At 71.2% G+C, this 22,180-nt stretch carries 26 protein-coding genes; all 26 read left to right on the forward strand.

All coding sequences use genetic code 11. The features are described 5' to 3' along the window. Positions 1 to 284: 284 nt before the first annotated feature. Entirely contained in the window at positions 285 to 3,017 is a 2,733-nt protein-coding gene (locus ACWD6N_RS12095; protein ID WP_450004728.1) for a phage tail protein, read from the forward strand. After that, positions 3,017 to 7,246, forward strand: a complete 4,230-nt coding sequence (locus ACWD6N_RS12100; protein ID WP_450004729.1) for a hypothetical protein — start codon at positions 3,017 to 3,019, stop codon at positions 7,244 to 7,246. Before ACWD6N_RS12095 ends, ACWD6N_RS12100 begins: the two co-directional genes overlap by 1 nt. 1 nt (position 7,247) lies before the next feature. Continuing rightward, complete coding sequence (locus ACWD6N_RS12105; protein WP_450004730.1) at positions 7,248 to 8,312, forward strand: hypothetical protein; 1,065 nt, start codon at positions 7,248 to 7,250, stop codon at positions 8,310 to 8,312. Further along, positions 8,312 to 9,010 carry a hypothetical protein gene (locus tag ACWD6N_RS12110; protein WP_450004731.1) on the forward strand — a complete coding sequence of 233 codons (699 nt, stop codon included), beginning with the start codon at positions 8,312 to 8,314 and terminating at the stop codon, positions 9,008 to 9,010. The genes ACWD6N_RS12105 and ACWD6N_RS12110 overlap by 1 nt, the downstream gene beginning before the upstream one ends. A gap of 203 nt (positions 9,011 to 9,213) precedes the next feature. Then, complete coding sequence (locus tag ACWD6N_RS12115) at positions 9,214 to 10,143, forward strand: hypothetical protein (protein ID WP_450004732.1); 930 nt, start codon at positions 9,214 to 9,216, stop codon at positions 10,141 to 10,143. Positions 10,144 to 10,206: 63 nt separating this feature from the next. Beyond that, the gene (locus ACWD6N_RS12120; protein WP_354966273.1) at positions 10,207 to 10,509 is read left to right on the forward strand and encodes a hypothetical protein; all 303 of its coding nucleotides are present in this window, start codon (positions 10,207 to 10,209) and stop codon (positions 10,507 to 10,509) included. An 848-nt stretch (positions 10,510 to 11,357) separates the two neighbouring features. Beyond that, positions 11,358 to 11,600, forward strand: a complete 243-nt coding sequence (locus tag ACWD6N_RS12125; RefSeq protein ID WP_450004733.1) for a hypothetical protein — start codon at positions 11,358 to 11,360, stop codon at positions 11,598 to 11,600. Between the two features lie 39 nt (positions 11,601 to 11,639). Next, positions 11,640 to 12,662, forward strand: coding sequence for an AAA family ATPase (locus ACWD6N_RS12130; protein ID WP_450004734.1), 1,023 nt, complete (start codon positions 11,640 to 11,642; stop codon positions 12,660 to 12,662). Beyond that, positions 12,659 to 13,195: a hypothetical protein gene (locus tag ACWD6N_RS12135; protein WP_450004735.1), complete on the forward strand. Its 537-nt coding sequence runs from the start codon at positions 12,659 to 12,661 to the stop codon at positions 13,193 to 13,195. The genes ACWD6N_RS12130 and ACWD6N_RS12135 overlap by 4 nt, the downstream gene beginning before the upstream one ends. A 70-nt stretch (positions 13,196 to 13,265) precedes the next feature. After that, complete coding sequence (locus ACWD6N_RS12140) at positions 13,266 to 13,583, forward strand: hypothetical protein (RefSeq protein ID WP_354966269.1); 318 nt, start codon at positions 13,266 to 13,268, stop codon at positions 13,581 to 13,583. A gap of 180 nt (positions 13,584 to 13,763) precedes the next feature. Beyond that, entirely contained in the window at positions 13,764 to 14,012 is a 249-nt protein-coding gene (locus ACWD6N_RS12145; RefSeq protein ID WP_450004736.1) for a hypothetical protein, read from the forward strand. 74 nt (positions 14,013 to 14,086) lie between these two features. Continuing rightward, entirely contained in the window at positions 14,087 to 14,368 is a 282-nt protein-coding gene (locus tag ACWD6N_RS12150; RefSeq protein WP_450004737.1) for a hypothetical protein, read from the forward strand. 157 nt (positions 14,369 to 14,525) lie between these two features. Next, a complete protein-coding gene (locus ACWD6N_RS12155) occupies positions 14,526 to 15,560 on the forward strand; it encodes a DUF2637 domain-containing protein (protein ID WP_450004738.1) in 1,035 nt (344 codons plus the stop codon). A 14-nt stretch (positions 15,561 to 15,574) separates the two neighbouring features. Beyond that, the gene (locus ACWD6N_RS12160) at positions 15,575 to 15,982 is read left to right on the forward strand and encodes a hypothetical protein (protein WP_450004739.1); all 408 of its coding nucleotides are present in this window, start codon (positions 15,575 to 15,577) and stop codon (positions 15,980 to 15,982) included. 435 nt (positions 15,983 to 16,417) lie between these two features. Next, positions 16,418 to 17,383, forward strand: a complete 966-nt coding sequence (locus tag ACWD6N_RS12165; protein ID WP_450004740.1) for a recombinase family protein — start codon at positions 16,418 to 16,420, stop codon at positions 17,381 to 17,383. A gap of 231 nt (positions 17,384 to 17,614) precedes the next feature. Further along, entirely contained in the window at positions 17,615 to 17,881 is a 267-nt protein-coding gene (locus tag ACWD6N_RS12170; RefSeq protein WP_450004741.1) for a hypothetical protein, read from the forward strand. A 119-nt stretch (positions 17,882 to 18,000) separates the two neighbouring features. Beyond that, positions 18,001 to 19,098: a ParB/RepB/Spo0J family partition protein gene (locus tag ACWD6N_RS12175; protein ID WP_450004742.1), complete on the forward strand. Its 1,098-nt coding sequence runs from the start codon at positions 18,001 to 18,003 to the stop codon at positions 19,096 to 19,098. Positions 19,099 to 19,228: 130 nt separating this feature from the next. Next, on the forward strand, positions 19,229 to 19,408 hold the full coding sequence (locus tag ACWD6N_RS12180) for a hypothetical protein (RefSeq protein ID WP_354966262.1): 180 nt from the start codon (positions 19,229 to 19,231) through the stop codon (positions 19,406 to 19,408). Between the two features lie 71 nt (positions 19,409 to 19,479). Beyond that, positions 19,480 to 19,830, forward strand: a complete 351-nt coding sequence (locus ACWD6N_RS12185) for a hypothetical protein (RefSeq protein WP_450004743.1) — start codon at positions 19,480 to 19,482, stop codon at positions 19,828 to 19,830. Beyond that, positions 19,827 to 20,300, forward strand: coding sequence for a hypothetical protein (locus ACWD6N_RS12190; RefSeq protein ID WP_354966261.1), 474 nt, complete (start codon positions 19,827 to 19,829; stop codon positions 20,298 to 20,300). The genes ACWD6N_RS12185 and ACWD6N_RS12190 overlap by 4 nt, the downstream gene beginning before the upstream one ends. Then, on the forward strand, positions 20,297 to 20,554 hold the full coding sequence (locus tag ACWD6N_RS12195; RefSeq protein ID WP_354966260.1) for a hypothetical protein: 258 nt from the start codon (positions 20,297 to 20,299) through the stop codon (positions 20,552 to 20,554). The genes ACWD6N_RS12190 and ACWD6N_RS12195 overlap by 4 nt, the downstream gene beginning before the upstream one ends. Then, positions 20,551 to 20,823: a hypothetical protein gene (locus ACWD6N_RS12200; RefSeq protein WP_450004744.1), complete on the forward strand. Its 273-nt coding sequence runs from the start codon at positions 20,551 to 20,553 to the stop codon at positions 20,821 to 20,823. The genes ACWD6N_RS12195 and ACWD6N_RS12200 overlap by 4 nt, the downstream gene beginning before the upstream one ends. 3 nt (positions 20,824 to 20,826) lie before the next feature. After that, positions 20,827 to 20,973, forward strand: coding sequence for a DUF6011 domain-containing protein (locus tag ACWD6N_RS12205; protein WP_354966258.1), 147 nt, complete (start codon positions 20,827 to 20,829; stop codon positions 20,971 to 20,973). After that, positions 20,970 to 21,233 carry a hypothetical protein gene (locus tag ACWD6N_RS12210; RefSeq protein WP_450004745.1) on the forward strand — a complete coding sequence of 88 codons (264 nt, stop codon included), beginning with the start codon at positions 20,970 to 20,972 and terminating at the stop codon, positions 21,231 to 21,233. Before ACWD6N_RS12205 ends, ACWD6N_RS12210 begins: the two co-directional genes overlap by 4 nt. Further along, on the forward strand, positions 21,223 to 21,648 hold the full coding sequence (locus ACWD6N_RS12215) for a hypothetical protein (RefSeq protein WP_354966256.1): 426 nt from the start codon (positions 21,223 to 21,225) through the stop codon (positions 21,646 to 21,648). Before ACWD6N_RS12210 ends, ACWD6N_RS12215 begins: the two co-directional genes overlap by 11 nt. A gap of 14 nt (positions 21,649 to 21,662) precedes the next feature. Continuing rightward, positions 21,663 to 22,157 (forward strand): hypothetical protein, encoded by a 495-nt coding sequence (locus tag ACWD6N_RS12220; protein WP_354966255.1) that lies wholly within the window; start codon positions 21,663 to 21,665, stop codon positions 22,155 to 22,157. Positions 22,158 to 22,180: the final 23 nt, after the last annotated feature.

Raw genomic sequence — 22,180 nt, forward strand, 5'->3', positions numbered from 1 at the left:
CCTGCACCTCCGGGCGTTGGCACGGTGCCAGGTTGGCACCCGCCTGTCGTGAGGGTACGCGCGCCGGGCGATAGGCGGTACGCGCGCGGGCTTCCGGCCGCCGCTGCGTCGTGGCTACGCTGTCGGGAAGACCCGGCGCGGGACGGGTCGGGCTCTGGATGAGCGCACGGCAAAGGGCTCCGATTCGTCACCGGAGCCCTTTGTCACGCCTGCCTCCGCTTGCAGCGAGGCTATACGGCCGCAGTGCATCATTGCGGCCCTATCAACTGGCCTACGCTGTGACCGTGGGCCTGGGGCGTGCGTATATCGAGATCGTCGGCGACGTCAGCAAGTTCGCGCCCGATCTGCGCAGAGGGCTGACGAAGGCCCTCAAGATCGGCGCGGTCGGTGTGGTCGCCGCCTCCGCGACCAGCCAGCTTCTCGGGCTGGCCAGCGCGCTGGCCTCGGTCGGCGGGGCGGCGTTCGCCGTGCCCGCCGCAGTCGGCGTCGGCGCGGCTGCCATCGGCGCGCTGCGCGTGGCCACCGCCGGACTCGGCGACGCGTTCAAGCAGGCGGCGACCGGTGACGCTGCCGCCTTCCAGCAGGCGATCGAGGGGCTGTCCCCTCAGGCGCAGAGGTTGGCGCAGGAATTCCGGGCGGTGAGGCCAGCCCTCGACGGAATCCGCGACGCGGCGCAGGACGCGTTCGCGGGCCCAATCGTCGGCCAGATTGGACAGACGGCCTCCGTGCTGGCCGGGCCACTGCGGTCCGGACTGGCCGGGATCGCCGCCGAGTACGGCAGCGCGGCGCGGCGGGCGCTGGAGTTCGCCCGCGAGTCCGCGTCGGTGTCGCTGCTACGCCAGGTCCTCGACACGGCGAAGCTGTCGGTCGGCGGTCTGACGGCCTCCCTGGGGCCGCTCCTGACTGGCATCCGGGACATCGCCGCGGTGGCCCTGCCCACCATCGGGGAGCTATCGCTCAGCGCTGGGGGAGCGGCCGGCCAGTTCGGCGAGTGGCTGTCGGCGATGGCGCAGAGCGGCACCGCCGTCGCGGCGATCCAGACCGCGCTGGGAGTGCTGTCGCAGCTGGGCGACCTCGCGTCGAACGTCGGCAGCATCCTCAGCTCCGTCTTCGAGGCGGCCAGCGCGTCGGCCGGCGGCGGGCTGCTCGGCAGCCTGGTGGCCGTCACCGGCACGCTGCGGGAGTTCTTCGCGTCGGCCGAGGGCGGTGCCGCGCTGACGGGCATCTTCCAGGCCCTGGGCGCTCTCGCGTCCGGCCTGTCACCGGTGATCCTGGGCCTGGTCAGCGCCATCGGCAGCACGCTGGTGCCGGCGCTCATGCCGATCGCGCAGGCCCTGATCCCGGCGTTGCAGGCCCTGGTCCCGGCGCTGGTGCCGATCGGCCAGGTCATCGCGTCGATCGCGCTGGCAATCGCCCCGGTCCTGCCGGTCATCGGCCAGCTGATCTCCATGCTGATCGGGCCCCTGGCGCAGGCCCTGGCCGCCCTCGGCCCGCTGCTCGGCCCGATCGTGTCGGCGCTCGGCCCGGTGCTCCTCCAGATCGGGCAGACCCTCACCGCGGTCCTCGCCCCGATCGCCGGGCTGCTCGCCGAGCTGTTCACGCAGCTCGGGCCGCCGCTCGGCCAGATCGTCGCCGCCCTCGGCACCGCCCTCGCCCCGGTCCTCGGCGCGCTGGGCCCGCTGATCGTCCAGGTCGTGCAGGCCCTGATGCCGCTGATCCCGACGATCGTGTCGCTGCTGCCGCCGCTGGTCGAGATCGTCGTCGCGCTGAACCCGCTGATCGAACTGGTCGCGCAGCTCGCCACCGTGGCGGTTGCCCTGGTCGCGCCGCTCATCAAGGTCGCGGCGCTGCTGCTCCAGTTCCTCGCGGCGCAGGCCGTCGCCCCGCTGGTGTCGGCCATCGCCAGCGCGCTGACGTGGCTGCTGTCCCCGCTGACCGGGGTCGCCGACTGGCTCGGCCGGGTCGCCGCCTGGCTGAACGCGATCGACTGGGCCGGCGTCGGTGCCGCCATCGGCGGGGCGTTCACCACGGCGTGGACCGCGGTGGTCGGGTTCTTCCAGTCGATCGGCACGTGGTTCGCCGAGCTGCCCGGCAAGATCGGCGCGTTCCTGGCCAGCCTCCCGCAGATGCTGTGGAACCTGTTCACCGCGGCGGCGACGATGGCGCTGCAAGCCCTCGGCATCGGCATCGGCCTGATCCTCTACTCGGTCACCGTCCTACCAGGACAGATCATCGGTTTCCTGGCCAAACTGCCGTCGATGCTGGGCAATCTCTTCACCGCGGCGTGGAACCTCGGCAGGCAACTGTTCCTGGCCGGCGTCAACGCCGTGGTGTCGTTCGCGGTCGCGCTGCCCGGCCGGGTGATCTCCGGGCTGGCCAGCCTGGCGTCGCGGCTGAGTTCGACGTTCACCAGCGCGGTGAACGCCGGGAAGTCGGCGGCCATCAACGGCTTCAACTCGATCGTGTCGTACATCGCCGGCATCCCGGGCCGGATCACCGGGTACGCCGGGAGGTTCCTGTCGGCCGGGTCGGGGCTGATCAAGAAGCTCGTCGACGGGCTGCGGAAGGTGCCGTCGCTCGGCAAGATCGCCGACGCGATCTCGGGCACGATCAAGCGGCAGCTGAACAACGTCATCTCGGCGATCAACTCGGGCATCAGCAGGGTGGACTCGATGCTGCCCGGCTCGCTGCCCCGGATCCCGATGCTCGCCAACGGCGCGATCCTGCGGCGGCCGACGCTGTTCGTCGGCGGTGAGGCTGGCGACGAGGTGGTGGTGCCGCTGACGCGGCCCCGGCGTGCCCGGGAACTGGCCGAGCAGTCCGGGCTGATGCGGTTGCTCGGCGCGGACGGCGGTGGCGGCGCGGCGGTGATGTTCGGGCGCGACGCGATCCGGGTGACCTTCGAGGGTGTCGTGCCGACCCGGCAGGAGGCCCTGACCACGGGCCGGGCGGTCGGCCAGGGCGTGCTGGAGACGTTGGCCCGGCGAGACGTGGCCACGACCGTGAGGACGATCTGATGGGCGAGTACAACCCGGACCGGCCGTACGTGGTGGGGATGCAGTGGGCGCCGCTGGTCAAGTCCCCGCTGCACCTCGACACCGCCAGCGAGGTCGGGTACGTGTTCCGGGCGAGCACCGACTACGACCTGGACGCCGGGCTGCGGCGGGTGCGGCTGCTGACGACCGCGCCGCCGCCCGGACGCGCGCTGCGCAAGGCGCTGGCGGTCAACCTGTACCGGGCGGACACGGTGACCGGTACGGGGCCGCTGCGGAAGCTGGTGATCCCGGTCGCGTCGGGTGAGCTGGTGACCGGGGCGGCCCTGGCTGGTGGCGCGTCGCAGCCGTCCGACGCCGTGCACAACCCGTCCGATCCGCGCTACGTCACCCTGACGGGCCCGAACGCGGCCGCCCGGTTCTGGTTCGGCACCACCGCGCTGCCCGTGCAGGCCGCTCTGCTGTGGCGGCGGATCGTCGACGTGTCGGTGCTCTACGTGATGTCGGGACCGTTCGCCGACCTGGCGCCGGCGGTGACCCTGGGGTTGGAGCGCCCATCGGCGGGCGTGAACTGGATCATGGACGACACGCTGACCGGGCCTGCGGACCACAGTGGGGTGACTGCGGTGCGCCGGTCGCGCCTCGGCGAACTGAACCCATGGTGGAGCACCACGGCGACGCCGCTGACGACCAGGGATCGGATGCCGTACTCGTATGCGGGGAACAGGGCGCCGACGTCAGGACTGACGGCCTGGGCGGCGTCGGGCGGCACGAACATCAACCTGCGGCTCCAGGTCAGCGGCTCCGCGCCGGCTGGCACCCAGCTCCAGGTGCACTACCTGGCGCTGGAGGTCACCTACGGGGAGGAGAACCGGGTCGGCGGCGGCGGGCTCGACATCGGCGACGGGGCCTCCCTGATCGGCGGCTCGTACTTCGAGATCCCGATGGTTGCGATGTACAACTACGGGTACGACGTGTCGCTCAACGCCGGCTACCAGTACGCGGTGACCGTCGGCCAGGCGCACGTGGGACAGCTTTCGGTGGCGTCGCCCGTGCCGGTCCCGATCGACCGGCTCGGGACGGTCGACCCACTGCCCGGCCTGCACGGTGTGCTGCTGCGCAAGACGCTCCGCGAAGGGGCGGTGCCGACGGTGGAGACGGTCAACGAGCTGCCGGCGATCGTCATGTTCTCTGGGGCCTCCGCACCCGGCATCGCTGACGGCAGTTCCCACGCCTACCTGAAACAGGCCGTCGCCACCCTCTACAGCCGGTACGGGTGGGGCGCGACTGTGCAGCGGATCCCGAACGACACCGCCGGCACGTTCGTGTGGGCGCGGTTCTACGCGAGGCACCTGCCCGGGACGAAGGACCCGCTGGAGGTGGCCCACGTCGACCCGGCCGACGCGTGGAACCGGCTTGGGCCGAAGGCGTCGATCACCGTGGACGAGTTCGACGCGCTGCCCGAGGTAGCCGACGGCTGGAAGGAGGTCACGCTGCGGCTGGACCCGCCGCTGGTGGCCACCGGCAGCGGCGAACAGATGTGGTGGTCGCTGCACAGCTACGCCGACGACGAGACGCCGTGGCAGGTCCTCGGCGGCGACGCGGAGCCGAGCAGCGAGCTGGTCACGCCGGCGAGCCAGACGGGGTACGGCGGGTCGTCCGCGTACGCAACGATCGACGCCACCAACGACAGCTCGGCTGACCTGACGCTGATGCTGCTGCAAGAGATGGACGCGGTGACCGGGCTGGCCGTGCAGCCGGCGGTGCAGCCCCTCGCGGTCGTCGACGAGCATTGCGCCCGGCCGGTCGGCGGCGTCCCGACCGGCATCCACTACCACCGGCTGACCTGGGAGGCCATCAACAGCGAGGTGGTGGTCGGCTGGGGCGCCTACGAGGTGCAGCGCCAGGACGACACGATGGACCCCGACGAGTGGGAGACGATCGCGCGACTCGCCGCGCCGAACGTCACCGCGGTGGACGACTACGAGGCCCGGGTGGGTGTCGAGTCGCGGTACCGGGCCCGGATGGTGCACCGCATTGGCGTGCCCGGACCGTGGTCGGCGCCGGTCGCGGCGACGATTCCCGCGCCGGGGGTGACTGGCACCCGCGTCGACGTCGGTGTGCTGATCCTGACGAGCAACCACAACCCGGCCGGGAACCTGGCCTACGTGATGAACCCGGACCGGTCCGGCAGCGAGGACTTCACGTTCCCGGAGGCGGGGCAGGTCGAGCTGCAGGCGATGTTCGACAGGGACTACCGGACGGCGTTCCGGCCGTTGGAGCGCGGCGGGGTGGAGTTCACGCGAACGCTGCTGGTGAACGCGGCCGCCGTGTCGGCGGCAGCGCTGGACAAGGGGTTCCGGGAGCTGCGGGACCTGGCGTGGGACTCGCTGCCGTACGTGTGCGTGCGGGACGAGCTGGACAACCGGTGGCTGGCGACGCTGCTGGTGCCGTCCGGGTCGGTGCGGCGCAACCGCAGGCGCGGGCAGATGCAGCTCGCGCAGGTGACGGTGGTGGAGGTGGCGGACACGCCGACGCCGGTCGACGGCGGCCCGCCGCCGTGCGAGGGCCTGCGGGTCGAGGGAAGCACCGCGTCGGTGACGGCGCAGGCGGACGATTCGGCCGGGATCGACTGGAGCCCGGTGGTGGTCGAGGACCAGTTTGCGCGGGAGGTGCCGGTCGGGTTCGGGTCCACCGACACACCTGGCAATCCCTGGCTGTTGTCGCAGGGGCCGGAGGATGGCCTGTCGGTGACTGGCGGCGTCGGGGTCTTCGAGCTGACCAAGCCGCTGAACGCAAACCCGCACTTCGAGACGAACGTGGCCAACTGGACGGCGCTCGACGGCACGTTCACCTGGTCGAACGCCCAGGTCTACCAAGGGTTCGGGTCGGGCCGGCTGGTGCCGAACGGCGTCGCCTCGCCGCAGGTCCGCTCCGAGCTGGTGCCGATCGCCGAGGGCAGGGAATACCAGGGGTCGACGTGGGTGAGGTGCGCTGCAACTCGGCCCATCGACATCGCGATCCACTGGCTCGACGCCGCCCAGGTGCAGCTGTCTCAGACCGCGGTCGGGACCCCGGTGACGGCCAACACGTGGACCCGGCTACAGGTGAGCGGCGCCGCGCCGGCCGGCGCGAAGTACGCGTTCTTCCGGATCACCAACCCGGGCAACCCGCCCGTGGCCGCGTGGCTCGATGTCGACGAGGCGGTATTCGGGCCGGTGGCGGCAGGCAGGCGCGTCCTCACCGGGCCACCTCTCCGGGACGTCGACGTGCTGGCGCGGGTGCGGCTCAACGCGTTCCCGTTCACGCAGCCGATCAGCGTGTACCTGCCCGTCCGGTACGACGCCGAGGACAACCGTTACGAGGCCCGACTGGCGTTCATGCCGGACGGCACGGTCAACGTCGCCATACAGAAGCTGGCCCAGGGGGAGTTCGGCTTCGTCGCCCCGCTGACCCCGGCAGAGGACTGGCAGAGGGACCCGGTGCCGTTCGTGGCCGGGGATTGGTACTGGGTACGGATGCAGTGCCGCGGCCAGGTGGTGAGTGCTGCGGCGTGGAAGGACGAGCCTGGAAGCTACTGGCCGGGCTGGACGGTGCAGGGAGTCGACGCCTCGGTCACCGGCGCGGGCAGTGTCGGGCTGGGCACGGCTGTCGGGGTCGGGAACACGAACACCAACGCGCAGGTCGAGGTCGACAGCTTTCAGGTGCGGGAGCCGATGGCGAACGTCGACATTCGGGTGCTGCTGCGGACCTCCGGCGAGGTGTGGAACGTGTGGGTGGAGCACCTGTCGCAAACCAACCCGGAGTCGATCTCGTCCGGGTGGGACGTCGACTGGTCGGACGCGGAGACGTGCTTCGAGGTGTTCGGCAAGGACGTGTTCTACACCTGCGTGCCCAGCGACCAGTTCGGGGTGGTGCGCAACCAGCGGCGCTGGCTGCGGGCCGTCTACGAGCAGGACAACGGCGGCGGCCTCGCGCGGGTGACCCTGTACTCGTCGCTGGACGGGGTGACGTGGGGACAGGGGTTCAGCCTGCTGGACTATCCGGAGCCGCTGGACCTCGACAGCGGCTTCTTCGCGGTCAACGTGTCCGGGGACGTCGCGGTGTCGCGGGTGGAGATCCGCAACGGCGTCGACGGGCCGATCATCGTCGAGCCCGACTTCGAGGCGCAGCCGAAGGGCACGAAGGTGTTCGTTGACGCGCACGGCGCTTCGTGGGAGGTGGGGGGCGTTGGCATCTGTGGGGCGGCCTGACGTGCTCGACCTGCCTGCCCACGTCGGGCAGCGGGCGGTGTCGTTCCGGTTTGACCTGATCGATGGGCGGACCGGGATACGGCGGGGCGAGCTGACGCCGCTGCGGGACACCTCACCGAGCCTGGCCCACGACGTGACGGGGACGATCGTGCGGAAGGTGTCGGGGCTGACCCTCGGCGTGGTCGACGCGGCGCGTTTGGAGCCGCTGACCGACCGGGTGGCGATCTCGATGGTTGTCGGCGACCGGACGCAGAAGGCGTACCCGCTGGGCCGGTACATGGTCGGTGACGCGACCGAGCTGGTGACGAGCGCTGGGGCGACGGCGCCGCTGACTCTGTTCGACGAGATGTTCATCGTGGACCAGGAGCTGGAGACCGGCTTCGAGGCCCGCGGGCAGCTGGTCGACCAGGCGGTGCTTCGGCTGCTGGAGGGGCTGCCGATCGGCGAGCTGCTGATGGACTCCACCGAGCAGTCGTCGGTGAGCGCCTGGTCGCCGGGTACGTCCCGGGCGATGGCGCTGCGGGACCTGTCCCGGCAGGGCGGGTACTTCCTGCCGTGGTTCGGCCACAGCGGTCGGCTGCGGCTGCGGCGGGCGGTGGAGCCCTCCGAGCAGCCGGCGGCGATCGACCTGGACGCGACCCGGCGGGTGATCCGCGGGTCGGTGTCGGTGGTGTCGGGTCTGCTGACCGCGCCGAACCGGTTCGTGGTCGTGTCGAACGATCCGGGCTCGGACGAGAAGCCGGTCGTCGGCGTCTACGACGTGCCGGCGTCGGCGCCGCATTCGATCGCACAACGCGGGTTCGTGGTGCCGCAGACCGTTGAGGTGCAGGTGCGGTCGCAGGCGCAGGCGACGGTGTACGCGCGGACGCTGGGCATCCAGCAGGCGGTCTACGAGTCGGTGGAGCTGTCGACGCCGCCGGACCCGCGGCACGACGGCTACGACGTGGTGCGGTGGAACGGGCGGCTGTGGCTGGAGACGGGGTGGTCGATGCCGCTGGCCCCGGGTGGGGAGATGCGGCACACCCTGCGGAGGGCGTACCCGGAGACGGACGGGGGTGACCTGTGATGGACCGGGGGTATGTGCCGGTGAGGGCGATCGCCGAGGCGGTTCTCGAGCGGATGACCCGGCTGGGCCTGATGTGGCGGCTGCGGCCGGGCCGGGTGGCCAGTGTCGGAGCCGACGGGACGGTCCGGGTGCTGCACGACGGCGATACCGAGGCGATCCGGGTGGTGTCGATGGTGGGGCCGGTCGCGGTGGGCGCGCGAGTCTTCGTGCTGAAGTCACCGCCGGCGGGCAACCACATCGTCGGCTGGGCGTCCCGCCCGACGATGGCGCCGATCTGGGCGCGCAAGTCGGCGGAGCCGACGAACAACACGACGGGCTTCGTCGCCGATCCGCAGCTGGTGCTGCCGATCCCGGCCGCCGGCCGGTACATGCTGACTGGGGCGCTGTGGTACCAGAGTTCGACGGTGGCGGACTTCAAGGCCCGGTTCGTGTTCAGCTCGGGGTCGGGGTCGATGCGGTGGGCTGCGGACGGGCCCACCCTGGCGGACACGACGAAGCCGCACATGGGGATCGCCTTCGACAGCGGGCAGCTGACGTTTGGCGCGACGGGGTTCTTCGACAGGGCGTGGGTGCAGGGGATCGTCGCCGCGAACGGCCCGGCGACATTGACGATGCAGTGGGCGCAGAACACGGCCGACGCGGCTGGGCAGACGTTCGTGCTCCTCGATTCCTGGCTACGGCTGGATGCCATGCGGTGAGGTAGCCCGAGCGTGAGTGGAAACAGTGCAGCCCCGGACCGCGAAATCCGGGGCTGCGCTGCGTTCACGTGGAGACATCAGCATAGCGGCCTGGCCCGACAGCGGGCAAAGCGCCAGCCCGACCGTACATACATTATTGACGTGAGGCACCCTCGTGTCATACAATGTATCTGTACGACTCGCGCTCTCTATCAGGAGGAACGATGGGCAAGGCATTGCTCGTGGCCTGGGGTCACGAGTTCGTGGACGAGGTGCTGGACGGCCTCGGCCCGAACGCCGAAGTGGAGGTCGTCGTCGGCAAGCCGACAGTCGACCAGTGGAGGAACGCGCCGCTCGTCGTGATCGACGGCCGGTGCCAGACGCTGGCCAGCGGGATGCCGGCGCACCTGCGGATGGTGGTCGTCGCCCCGGCGAAGCTCGACGGCGACCGGCTCGCCGTCCTCTACCGCGGCTGGCAGGACGACTACCCGGAGGTGCCGGTGTATCACCTGCCGACCGGCTTCGAGGCCGTTCGCCAGCTGGTCGTGGAGGCGGCCGCCGGCACGCAGCGGCCGGAGGTGCGGATCGGTGTGATCGGCGGGCACGGCGGCGCCGGCGCGACGACCGTCGCCGTCGCGCTGGCGATGGCGTCCGCGCACGACGGGCGGCGGACGATCCTGGTCGACGCCAACGCGCCCGGCGGGGTGGACGACCGCCTGGGTACGCCGATGCGGGAGCTGCGGGTGGTCAACTCGCTCGCCCCGGCGCACGTCCTGGACCGGCACGCGGGCGACGTGAAGGTGGTCGACCTGAGCCGGTCGCTCGACGAGGACCAGATCGCGGCGGCCGGGCTGTGCGACCTGGTGCTGCTGGTGGCCAACGTGCAGCGGAACGCGCTGGTGACCCGCCAGGTGGCGGCGCGGCTGGCCATCAAGGGCGCGCGGTTCGCGGTCGTGCCGACGTGGGCGCACGACAAGGCGGCGCAGGCGCTGGCCGAGGAGTTCAGGGTGCAGTTCCTCGACGAGGTGCCTCTGGACCCGCCGTCGGTGTTCTCGGACGGGCGGGTGCACCTGATCGACTCCTGCCACCTGTTCGAGATGGCGCGGACGCTGCTGGCCCGCGCCCCGTACTTCGCCGCCCGGGTGGCGGCCTGACCGTCCCCGGCGAGTGCCGTACATTGACCCTGTATGGCACCCGGCCGTGGGAGGAGAGGAACGATGAAGGTGAGCCAGACGAGACTCAAGGCGGTGGCCCGCGAGGTGGGCGCGAGCCTGACTCGGCCCGGGCCGCTGGACCTGCCGCCCGTGGTGGGGCTCAAGGAGATCGTCCGCATGTTCGACGTGAAGGACAACACGCCGTACCAGTGGCGGTCGAAGGGCGTCCTGCCGAAGGAGGACGGCGAGGTCAGCAACAACCCGGTGTGGAAGGTCGCCACGATCTACGCGTTCGCCGAGGACACGAACCGGACGATCGTGTGGGACCCGTGGAACGTCCTCGTCGAGGACGAAGAGGCGGCCTAGGTATGAGCATGTCGGTACCCATTGCGACCGTACACATCGGGTGTAGGGTGCCGGAAAACGCGTCGACCCCGCCAGGCGGTCATCTGGCGGGGCCGAGGTTGCTCTACCCGGAACGGAAAACGGGTCGCACGCGCATCGTACGCCAGTTCGGGCGACGGTGCGCTGGCGGCGCTTCACAGAGAGGCCGCCTGCATGGTGGACCGGTGGACGGTCGAGCGTGCGGTCAGGAGTCAGCTCTGCACTTTGGAGCCTCCTGGCCGGCAGCTCGTCCTGACGCTGCTCACGTGGTCCGACGCGGCCACGGCGAAGATTCCCGAGCAGTACACGCCGAGCCTGACGGACCTGGAGCACGCGACCGGCATGGCCCGGTCGACGGTGGCGAAATGGCTCAACAAGGTCGAGGAGGAGAAGTGGGTGAAGCGCGTCCGGCCGTCGGTGGCGGACGCGCGTCGCAAGAAGGCGAAGACGGTCTATCAGATGGGAGTCCCCGCGGACCTGTTGCGGGAGCTGACCGAGAGGGGCCTAGTTGGTCCGCGTGCCGGACCAGCGAAGTCCGAATCGCCCGGGTCTGCTGGTCCGCCAGACGGACCAGGGAAGGCGGGATCTGGTTCGGGACGCGGACTATCGCTAGTCCGCTCAACGGACCGAGTTGGTCCGCCAGACGGACGCAAGACATACAGGGAACAAGAAACGGTTGGTGGTGGCGCTCCGAACGTGGAGGACCACGCGTACATCGAGGGGCCGAACGGGCGGTGCTCCATCCCCGGATGCACCAAGTCGGCTCCGCTGCACAGCCGTCGCCTGACGGTTGTGTCCAAACGGGACAGGAGAGTGATCGGGGAATGAGAGTGACGCTCCTGCCGGTCGACGTCGCGCAGTGCGTTACCTGCGGCGGCCTGCTCGTCGAGGCTGGAGACGACTGGCTGCACGAGGAGAACACGGGCTGCACCGCGCTGGGCACGCCGGTGGTCTGCCGGCGCCCTGACTGCGCCATGCCTGCCGCCGTCGGCTGCGAGGCCTGCGCGGTCTGCATCGCCGCCTTTTCGTCGGCTGAGGGTGTGGGATCACGGTCGACTACCGCGACCGTATAGAGTCTATGTAGGTTCGTTCACGTGGAAAGGGACGAAGGAATGAGTTCACGGTTCATGCCGGCTAGCCGAAAGAAGGCGAAGGCCCGGATCGCGCTCGCCGGGCCGAGTGGGGCGGGCAAGACGCTGACCGGCCTCAAGCTGCTGTACACGCTCACTGGCTCGATGACGGTCTCTGACGGCCTGGAGCGGATCGCGTTCGTCGACACCGAGCGGGACTCGGCCGACAAGTACGCGGTCAACCCGGAGCTGCCCGGCGTCGGCGACATGACGCCCGAGGAGGCCGGCGGCTACGGCTTCGCCAAGTTCTCGCCAGTCCGGTACGACCCCCGGCAGCTCGTCGAGCTGATCGACGAGGCGGCGGTGGCGGGCTTCACGGGCTTCATGCTCGACTCGGCCTCGCACTACTGGTTCGGGCCGGGCGGCATCTTGGAGCTGGTCGACCTGTTCGCCCGCAACCACGGCGGCCGGTCGATGGACGGGTGGAAGGACGTGCGCCCGATTGAGCGGGCATACATCGAGGCCCTGATGAGCTTCCCCGGGCACGTCGTGGTGTGCCTGCGATCGAAGCAGAAGTACGAGATCACCGAGGGCGCGGACGGCCGGAAGCAGGTATCCAAGCTGGGGATGCAGCCCGACCAGCGTGACGGGCTGGAGTACGAGTTCGACCTGGTGGGCGACCTCGACCAGGGGCACTACCTGCGGGTGACGAAGAGCCGGTGCGACGCGCTGGCCGACCAGGTGATCCACAAGCCGGGCGCGGAGCTGGGCCACCAGCTGCTCGACTGGCTGGATAACGGCGAGCCGCCAAAGGACCTCGACTGGCCGAAGGCCCTGGCGGCGTGCTCGTCGCGGGAGGACCTGGCGGTGCTGTGGCAGCGGGCGCAGCGGCTCGGCAAGACGCAGAAGCTGCGGGACGCCTTCAACCAGCGGGGCGCGGAAATCACGGCCGCCCGGCGGGCGACGGAGACGCCGGGCACCCAGCTCGACACCGCGCTGGCCGAGGCGGCCGGCGCGCCGGCCGCCAACGGCCGGGAGCCCGAGCCGGCGGGAGCGGCCCGGTGAGCGAGATCCGGCAGGAGGCCATGCGGGCGGCGGTGCTCAAGGCCCTCATGGACGAGGTGAAGAAGGTCTACGACGCGGCCCGCGCCGAGGCCGACGGCCGCCTGATCGAGCTGAACGGCGCGCTGGGCGTCAAGACGATCGAGGTGCGGCTGCCGGGCTACGACCAGCCGGTGGCGCAGGTGACGCTCTCCGAGCCGAAGACGGGCTACGTGGTCGACGAGGCCGGGTTCCTCGCCTGGTGCAAGCAGGAGCACCCGTCCGAGGTGGCGGTGACGACCCCGGCGCCGGTGGAGTCGGTGCGGCCGGCGTGGCGGAAGGCGCTGCTCGGCCGGATGAACGTCGAGCAGGACGGCACGGTGGTCGACGGCGAGACGGGCCGCGTCCTCGACTTCGTGGAGGTGGCGGAGCCCCCGCCGCCGTCGACGACGCTGACCTTCAAGAAGGGCGGCCGGGAGGAGGTGGCGCGGGCCTACCGGGACGGTCGGCTGGCGCTGCCCGAGCTGCTGGCGCTGCCGGCGGGTCCGCAGGAGTAGGGCGGTGCGGGGCCGGGCGAGGGGTGACCTACGTCCGGCCCCGCTCCACATCGGAGGCAGGGGGTGAACGGTGGCGATCGACGCGAGGCTGGTGCATGACGGCCTGGTCGACGTGGAGGCGTTCGCCGCCGCCGCCGAAGCCGGTGCCGTGGGCGTGTGCGACGGCTGCGCCGGGCTGCTGGACGGGTCGGCGCAGGAGGGCGGCGGCCTGCTGTGGCTGACGACCAGGTGCCGGGCGTGCGGGGCGGAGCGGAGCGCGCCGGGCGGCCGGGCGTTGCCGCGTCCGACGAGCCAGCGGCCGGCCCCGCCGGCGTGGGTGCTGGAAGCGGCGGCCGAGCTGGAGGCCCGGCGGCTGGGGGAGCGGCCCGACCGGTCACAGCCCGCCTAAGCCGGGCCGCGCCTCCTCCTCACTCCACTACCCGACCCGGGCCGTTCGGCGGCCTCCGTGGACGGGGGACCGCTGGCCCGTGTGACCTGTTACACGGCTCGTGGCCTACATAAAACCTGTACGTCAGGACTGGTGGCTGCCTACAATGTCTATGTACACACTGCCCCCACCATGCGAGGAGTGAGCGAGATGCTGAGCCACGAGGAGATCCTGGTGCGCGCCCTGCAAGCCGCCATCGAGGAGATCGACCTGGAGAACGTCGCCGAGGAGGCCGGAGCGGAGCCGCTGGCCGACGAGGACGGCGCGCCGACCGAGGTGGTCGAGGTGCTGACGCTGGCCGACGCCGGCTTCATGACGACCGACAGCGGCGTCTCGGTCCGGCTGAGCGACGGCCGCCAGTTCACGATCGAGATCAAGCGGTACCGCTGACGTAGCCGGCGGGCGCGCCTCGAGCGCGCCCGCCGTTCCCGTTCCCCGACCTGCCCTGAGCTGAGGAGCCGACGATGAGCGACCTGACCTGCACCCTGCGCGTGACCGTCCCGACCTTCAACGCCGAGTTCGTGCCCGAGGAGGACGCCGGACCGTGCACCGAGCGGGCGGTGGCCCGTCTGGTGATCGAGCACGACGGCGAGAAGTGCGGGGACGAGGGGCGTTGCCTGTTCGACCCGGAGGAGGGCCTGGAGCTGGCCCCGTGGACGCAGACGGAGCTGCTGTGCGTGGTCCACCTGGCCGAGCACCACCACGCGATCGGCGAGCTGGTCGGCGAGACGTTGACCGAGCTGTAGCAAGCGAGCAAGGGCCGCCCGGGGACCCCGGGCGGCCTCGACCCATTGGAGGGGACCGTGAAGAGGTACGAGGTGCCGGCGCTGCCGGCACGACCGGCACCGGCGGCACTGCCGCCCGACGGCGGCGTTGCCGCCCCGGCTGCCGGGTAGGCGGGCAGTGGTTCACGTGGAGAAGGTGCCGCTGCCGGAGCGCCCCAGCAAGGGCGCGTGGGTGGTTGGTTGGTCGGCATTCGCTGCCGGCATCGGTGCGTCCCTCGCGGCGAACATCGCCCACGCCGGCGCCGGGGCCGGGGCGAGGTTCGTCGCCGGTTGGGCGCCGCTGGCGCTGCTGCTGTGCTCCGAGGTGATGATGCGGGTGCCGGCACCGCGGCACCCGCTGTTGAAGGGCGTGCAGGTGTTCGGCACTCTGGTCGTTGCCGGCGTCGCCGCCCTGGCCAGCTACCGGCATATGCGAGGGCTGGCGCTGGAGTACGGCGAGGACAACCTGACGGCGAGCACCCTGCCGCTGTCCGTCGACGGCCTGGTGCTGGTGTCGTCGATCGCGCTCGCGCGCCTAGCCCAGATGCGGCGGGAGGCGATCGCCGCCGACCGAGTTGCCGCCCTGGCCGCTGCCGTGGTGCCGGTGCCGCCGGCCGCGCCGGTGCCGCCCGAGCCGCTGCCCGACCCGGTGCCGCTGCCCGTGCCGGTGCCGCCGGTCGTCGCCGAGCCGATGCCGGTGCCGGACCCGATGCCGGTGCCGGAGCCGGACCCGGTGCCGGAGCCGCCGGCCGCCGAGCCGGACCCGGTGCCGCTGCCGGACCTGGTGCCGCTGCCGGAACCGGTGCCGCTGGTGGTGGTGCCGCCGAGTGTGCCGCTGCCGCACCTCGACACGGTGGTGCCGGCCCGACCGTGGCCGCAGCAGGAGCCGCTGCCGTTGCCGCCGCCCGCCCCGGCACCCGTGCCGCCGACGGACGAAGCGACGGAGGAGCTATGGGCTGCCGCCCGCAAGGCGTGGCGGGACTCGGTGGCCACAGGCGAGCCGTTGACGGGCCAGGCCCTCGGCCAGCGGTTCGGGCGGAGCGAGAGGTGGGGCCGGAACCGCATCAAGGAAGCGCGGGCGGAGCTCCAGACCGAGGAAGCTGCCGGCGGCGACGTCGCCGGCGAAACCGACCAGCAGGACACCCGGGTGCCAGCCGGCGCCGGGGTCGCGTGAAGGAGGAGAGACAGATGGTGGTGTCGATGGCGATGATCCAGGCCGCGAGGGCGGCCGAGTTCCCCGAGCACCCGTACGCCTGGGTGATTACCCGGGACCGGGACCACGAGCTGCACGGCACGTCGGAGTCGGAGGTCGGGACCAGCGGACCGCGACAGGCGACGGCGGCGATGCTGGAGCAGGCCCGGACGGAAGGCCGCCGCTGGCGGATGCTCGACGCGGGCGACATCGACGCGGGCGCGGTCGCGGACGGGAAGGACGTCGACCCGGACGAGCGGGGCGTGGTCTACGAGGGGCGGATCTGGACGCAGGGAGAGCCGGGCGGCATCGAGGACTTCGGGCCGTTGCACGACTTCGGCGAGCCGAACTACGGGTGCAACGACATCCAGTACCGCGAGGGCGACCGGTGGGTGTCGCTGTAGTGGCGAACTGTCGGGCCGCAATGATTGAATGTGACCGGCCTGGCGACGCGTCGCCGGGCCGGACGCAGAACCGGTCAGGAAAGCCGTCGGGGGACAGCATGGCCTGACCGGTACTGCACTAGACAAAAGCAAGCAAAGAGCCCGGGGCCCTGCGCAAGGGGTCCCGGGCTCTTTGTATGCCGATCAGAGTCTGTCGGGGTGGGACGGTACAGTGTCGCCGACGCGACAGTGACGCGTCGGTAACTCATACGTACCTGTAGGTAGCACGGTGCGGTGAGGCACTGCTAGCTTATAGGCCAGCCTGAATCAGGCTGGCCTACTGAGTGGTGCTGCCAACGGTCGACGTGGGGGTCGGGCCGGAGGACGTGCCGGCTGGCGCCCGCGAAGCGCCGGCCGGGAGGCGAAAGTAGCGACGGAGGCTGCGGGGGTCAAGACGTGCGGTGCTACGGGTACGACGAGACAGGACGTGAGGTCATCGAGGCAGAGGCCACGGTGATCCGAGAGGTCGTCAAACGGGTCCTGTCGGGGGAGAGCATGCGCTCCACCGTCGCCGACCTCAGAACGCGGGAGATCACGACGTCGGCCGCGCGGCCCTGGACCCAGCAGTCGCTGTCGCGGCTGCTGCGGAACCCGCGGCTGGCCGGCTTGAAGACTTACCTCGGCGACGTCGTGGGCAAGGGCAACTGGCCGCCGATCATCGACGAGGACACCCACCGGAAGCTGCTGGAGCTGCTGGACGCGCCAGAGCGCAAGCAGCCGTTCGCCACGAACGTGCGGAAGTACCTGCTGTCGGGCGGGTTCCTGGTGTGTGGGTACCCGCTGCCGGATGAGAGCGGGGCGGGCACGCACATCGACGGGAAGCCGCTCTACACGCAGCCGAGCAACAGCGGCAAGCGCGGCTACGTCTGCCGCTCGGGTAGCCCGAGCTACGGATGCGGCCGCATCCGGATCGCGGCGGAAAGCCTGGAGGAGGAGGTCGCCGCCAGGGCGCTGGCTCGGCTGGCCTCGCCCAAGGTGCGCGCCCGGTTGGAGCGGGCCGTCGGGTCGGCGATCAACGGCGAGGAGACGATGACGGAGGTCCTCGGGGCCATTGAGGACCGGTTGGAGGAGGCGGGCCAGGCGTACGCGAAGCGGGAGATCAGCCTCGTGACGCTCAAGGCGATCGAGATCGAGGCGCACCGCGAGCAGAAGCAGGTGCGTGAGCGGCTGGCCCAGGCTGCACGGTTGCAGTCCCTGCCGGCGACAACGCCGGAGGCCCTGGCCGAGTGGTGGGTGGACGCTCCGCTGGAGAGGCGCCGGGAGTTGCTGGCGCTGGTCCTGGACCGCATCATCGTGAAGCCGGCGACCCGCGCCGGTGTGGTGCACCTCGACGTCGACAGGCTTGAGTTCGTCTGGAAGTGATCGTTACCAGAGTCTTGCCACCCGCGGAACCAGGCGGGTGGCAAGATTTTTTGGGTTGGGCTTACATGGTGAAAGATCCTTGAGGGCCCGAATTGGGGACCTGTTGCTCAGTGTTGCCTCGGGTTTACGATCACGACACACTCTTTCTTAGGAGCGCCTTAAGCCCCCACCGGCCTATGAGGTCACAGTGGTATGGCTGGCGCATCGAGACGGATCACGGGGGAGCCTCACTTGCCACGCAAGCGCATGATCGAGATCCATCAGCTGGCGCAGCGGATCGAGGCCGAGCTGGAGTCGGGGCGCGCGGACGACGCCGACCTCAGCGACGAGCAGGTCGACCGGGTTGCCGGTCTGCTGCGGCCGGCGCCGGCGATCGACCAGGGGCAAGTGGCGAGGACAGCGATTCGGGCACTGCGAAGGACTGTTCGTGGTGCGACCGCTGGCGCGATGATGCCGGCGTTCATGCAGGCGGCCGGGGCTGCCGGGATGGCCAGCTGACGGGCGGGCGAGGGCCGACCTCCCGCCGGGGGCGTACATAAAACATTGACGGCAAGATCGTCTTTTGACTACAATGAATGTGTACGAAATGCGTACAGCGTTCACTGTGGAGGAAGACGATGGCAGCGGTTGTGACGGCCAAGAAGCCGGTCATGCGGATGATCCCGGTCGCCAAAATCGAGGCGGACCCGGACCAGCCCCGCAAGCAGTTCACCGAGGACGAGCTGGCCGAGCTGGCAGCGTCGATGAAGAAGCTCGGCCAGCTCCAGCCGGTCGCCGTGCGCAAGACGGCGAAGGCGGGCCAGTACCGCCTGGTCGTCGGCGAGCGGCGCTGGCGGGCCGCCCAGCAGGGCGGCATCGAGGACCTGGCCGCGATGGTCTGGGAAATGGACGACGAGGCGGCGTTCATCGCGCAGGTCGCCGAGAACGTCAACCGGCAGGACATGACGCCGATGGAGGAGGCCGCGGCCTACGCGCGCCTCGCCAACGCCGGCTGGGAGACCGGCGCGATCGGCGAGCTGTTCGGCAAGAGCGTGCCGTACGTCGGGTGGCGGATCGACCTGCTCGGGCTCATCGACGACGCGAAGCAGCTCGTGGCCAAGGGGCAGCTGCAGGTGGGCGTCGCCTGGTACGTGTGCCGGCTGTCCGCCGACCAGCAGCGGCGGTTCCTGGTCAAGTGGGCGCGCGGCGAGTTCTCGTCGGCGCGGGACGCGGAGGCGTTCGCCAAGGCGTGCAAGGCGTCCGAGGACCAGGGCGGGTTCTTCCAGCTCGACGAGGCCGAGCACAGCGAGGAAGAGCAGGAGAAGGTCGTCGAGAAGAGGAAGAAGGTCGTCAGCAAGATCGACCGCCTGGCGGCGGCCGGCGAGATCCTGGCCGAGCTGGCGCAGCTGGACGAGGTGGAGCTGGCGAAGCTGCTCGCCGGCGCCGACGGCGGCGTGGCGGCGTACCGGCAGCGCGTCGACCACCTGCGGACGGCGGCGGGGAAGGTGTCGGCGAAGCTGCGCAAGGCGCAGGCGATCGCGGCGTCGGTGACCGTGGAGCTGGACCCGGCGGCCGTGGTGGCGATCCCGGCCGAGGCCGTCGACCTGACGCCGCTGCCGCCGGTGGCGCCGCTGCCGGCCGACGACGACCTGCCGAACGTCGACCCGAACTGCACGTGGGAGGGCCACGCGGACGCGGTGCAGGAGCAGGGCTGGTGCTCGGTGTGCCAGCACTGAGGTAGCCGGCTGACGGACGCCCCGCGCGAGGATGCGCGGGGCGTCCGTCTGTCTCCGGGCGATCCCTGTCCCGGCGCAATGGGAGTGCGTATGCTCCGGGCGTGGACGCCTGTTCGCGTGGAGCGCGCTGATGCCGGTCCTCGGGCCGATCGACCTGCCACCCTGCGGGGTGTGCCGGCGAGCCCGCGTCCGCGTACGGCGCGGCGACCGCGACCCGGTGGTGGTGTGCCTGGCGTGCGACGGCGGGCCGCTTGTCGAGAAGGCCCGCGCCCAGCTCGACGACGACCAGCGCCGGGCGCTGAACCTGTGAGCGCGCCTCTCTGCGCCCGCCGGCTGTACGGTCACAATTTGACTGTTAGTCCGGATTAAGATACAATGTTTATGTACAACAAGCGGCTGTTGGAGGCGATCTGTGCGCGCGGCGTGGTCACGGTCCTGTGGGCCTGGCCGCTGCCGTACGGGCCGGTCGGCCTTCAGCGGGCGATGCGAGGAGCGCAGGCCGAGCTCTACCGGCAGGCGCGGATGTTGAACGCGGTCCCGCTCGGGCCGGCGACCTTCCGGGTCGCCCTCGACGCGGTGTTCGACGACCACGCCGGTCCGGCGCTCGTCGCAGAAGTCAGGGCAGCTCAGCTGCCAGAGGAACCGAACGGAGAGGGGGCCACTGTGCCCGCAGACTGTACGGCCGCAATGCTGGATTGCGGCGACCGACCCGGCCGAGGTGACGCCGCATGACCTGGAACGAGCAGGTCGAAGCTGAGGCCGGCCGAGTCAAGACGGCCCTGCCCGGCTACCTCGCGGTCCGCCAGATGGCGGCCGCCGCGCTGGCCGCAGCGTCCGAAGACCTCGGCCTGGAGCTGCGCGAGCGCGACCGGCGCGACCTGGCCGAGGCCGTGGTCGACGCGATCCACAAGGCAGCCGAGCTGCAAGGCATCAAGTTCGCGTGCGACGTCGCCGACATGGAGGTGGCCGCCAACGATCGGTGGCTGCTCGCGCCGGCGAGGGAGAAGGCCAAGACCGACCCCGAGTCCCGCAAGGTCCTCGCCTACCTGGAGCAGCACGCCGAGGGCGCGCAGAAGATCCGCAACGAGCTGGTCGAGCGACTGGCGCGCGTCGGGCGACAGTGGCTGGCCGAACAGCCGGCGGCGGTCGTGCCGCTGTCGGCGCCGGCCGACGCCCGGACCGAGGCGAGGGCGGCAGCGTGACCGCGCCCGCCGTCCAGGTGCCGCAGCTCAACGCCGAGCAGGTCGCCCACGTTCGGGCGGCGATGGAGGCGCTGCGACGGCAGTTCGAGGCCGTCGGCAAGGTGCTGCGCGAGGTGTTCCGCCAGATCGGCGCAGCGATCCGCCGGGCGCTCCCGATGCTGGTCCGCCTGGCGGACTACCGGCGGAAGCGGCTGCGGGAGATGCACGTCGAGTACCGGCGGCGGCTGCGGCACCGGCGGCGGCGGGCCCGGTGACCGACGCGGAGCCGAAGACGGCGCGGGACCTGGCCCTGGCCAGGGCCCGCGCCACCCGGCGTGAGACGGGAGCCGAGCTGCCGCCGCGCCGGGGCCGCTCCACGGTCGCCCGGCCGGCGTCGAACAACGCGCCGGTCGACGACGCCGTGGCGACCCTGGCCACCCGCTACCTGGTCGACGGCTACGAGCCGGACGACGTGGCGCAGCGGCTCGGGATCGACCGCGGATGGTGCCGGGCGATCGCCGCCCGGCTGCGAGGGAGGAGGTAGCCGATGCCTGACCAGGTGGCGGCCAGCCCGGACGAGGAGCTGGTGGAGTGCGAGGACTGCGGGCGACCGCTGCGCACCCCGCGGGCACGCGCCGAGCGGCTCGGTCCGAAGTGCCGGCAGAAGCGACTGGCGATGGGAGCGGCGGCATGACGGTGTTCGCGTTCGGCGGCGGCGTCCACGTGGCGATGGTGGAGGCGAAGGCGGTCCTGCCGCTGCCGCCGCTGCCCGACGCCGAGCTGGTCGACGTCGCCGAGGGCGACCGGATCCAGGAGCTGGAGCTGCTGAGGATCTGGGGCCCGCCGGCCGTCGTCGCTGCCGCCCTGGACGCGCTGGGCGCCCACCTGGAGGAGCTGATCCCGGAGATCGGAGCTCTCTACACGCACGACGCAGCACCCCAAGATGGAGGATGAGTTGCAGCTGTTCACGAGCCGCTACCAGCGGTTCCGGCCCGAGCAGGGCGCGCCGGTCCGTACGACCGTCGGCAAGCCCCGGTTCCCGTTGCCGTACGAGCTGGCCGGGTTCGCGCGGTTCCTCGCGCCGACCTACGGGATGCTCAAGATGGCCGAGGGCCCGTACCGGCACCTCTACCTAGAGCGGCTGGAAGGCATCGGCGTCGACCTGATCGCCGAGCAGTTCGCGGAGATCGCGGACTACGCAGGCCACGACCGTCTCGTCCTGCTCTGCTTCTGCGACCTATCGGTGCCGCCGCCAGACAACTGGTGCCACCGACGCATGTTCGCGGCCTGGTGGGAAGAGCAGACCGGCCACGAAGTGCCCGAGATGGCCGAGCGGCGCGAACCGCCGGCCCCCACCCTGTTCGACTGACCGAAGGAGTTCACGTGGAAATGACTCTTGACCGACCGCCCGCCGAGACGGGCGCGCCCCTCGACCTCGACCCGACCCTGCAACCCGGTGAGTCCGGGTACTTCGCGGGGGAGTGGCTGGAGTACCCGTACGACGGCGGCCGCCGCTTCGAGTCCGCGTACGCCGGCACGGTGGTCCGGCGCTGGAACGGCTGGGCGGTGTGGTCCTGCACCCGCGACGTCGCCGCCGCGGTGGTGACCGACCAGAAGGCGGCCCGCCGGCACTGGCGGGCGGTGTACGAGGCCCAGGGCATGACCGAGCCGAGGCTGAGCCGCACGCTCGACGCCGACGTGCCGGAGATGCGGTGGGACGGCGACGTGATCCTGGTCGACCGCCGGGCCCTGGACGAGCCGGAGCTGCGGATCGAGCCGGACGAGCACGGCCGGTACGTTGTGATGGGCGGTCACTGGATGTGGGAGGAAGTCCCGGTCGACGCCGCCGACACCGTGCACGGGACGGTCACGGTCTGACCGTAGCCGTATAGCTGGGGGCC

Source organism: Micromonospora sp. NPDC005163 (assembly GCF_053599835.1).

Excerpts from the sequence above, each read along its gene's own strand:
- ACWD6N_RS12190 (WP_354966261.1), top strand. The coding sequence starts at position 19,827 with ATGACCTGGAACGAGCAGGTCGAAGCTGAGGCCGGCCGAGTCAAGACG.
- ACWD6N_RS12210 (WP_450004745.1), top strand. The coding sequence starts at position 20,970 with ATGACGGTGTTCGCGTTCGGCGGCGGCGTCCACGTGGCGATGGTGGAG.
- ACWD6N_RS12160 (WP_450004739.1), top strand. The coding sequence starts at position 15,575 with ATGGTGGTGTCGATGGCGATGATCCAGGCCGCGAGGGCGGCCGAGTTC.
- ACWD6N_RS12215 (WP_354966256.1), top strand. The coding sequence starts at position 21,223 with ATGGAGGATGAGTTGCAGCTGTTCACGAGCCGCTACCAGCGGTTCCGG.
- ACWD6N_RS12100 (WP_450004729.1), top strand. The coding sequence starts at position 3,017 with ATGGGCGAGTACAACCCGGACCGGCCGTACGTGGTGGGGATGCAGTGG.
- ACWD6N_RS12150 (WP_450004737.1), top strand. The coding sequence starts at position 14,087 with ATGAGCGACCTGACCTGCACCCTGCGCGTGACCGTCCCGACCTTCAAC.
- ACWD6N_RS12175 (WP_450004742.1), top strand. The coding sequence starts at position 18,001 with ATGGCAGCGGTTGTGACGGCCAAGAAGCCGGTCATGCGGATGATCCCG.
- ACWD6N_RS12185 (WP_450004743.1), top strand. The coding sequence starts at position 19,480 with ATGTACAACAAGCGGCTGTTGGAGGCGATCTGTGCGCGCGGCGTGGTC.
- ACWD6N_RS12120 (WP_354966273.1), top strand. The coding sequence starts at position 10,207 with ATGAAGGTGAGCCAGACGAGACTCAAGGCGGTGGCCCGCGAGGTGGGC.
- ACWD6N_RS12180 (WP_354966262.1), top strand. The coding sequence starts at position 19,229 with ATGCCGGTCCTCGGGCCGATCGACCTGCCACCCTGCGGGGTGTGCCGG.
- ACWD6N_RS12110 (WP_450004731.1), top strand. The coding sequence starts at position 8,312 with ATGGACCGGGGGTATGTGCCGGTGAGGGCGATCGCCGAGGCGGTTCTC.
- ACWD6N_RS12130 (WP_450004734.1), top strand. The coding sequence starts at position 11,640 with ATGAGTTCACGGTTCATGCCGGCTAGCCGAAAGAAGGCGAAGGCCCGG.
- ACWD6N_RS12205 (WP_354966258.1), top strand. The coding sequence starts at position 20,827 with ATGCCTGACCAGGTGGCGGCCAGCCCGGACGAGGAGCTGGTGGAGTGC.
- ACWD6N_RS12115 (WP_450004732.1), top strand. The coding sequence starts at position 9,214 with ATGGGCAAGGCATTGCTCGTGGCCTGGGGTCACGAGTTCGTGGACGAG.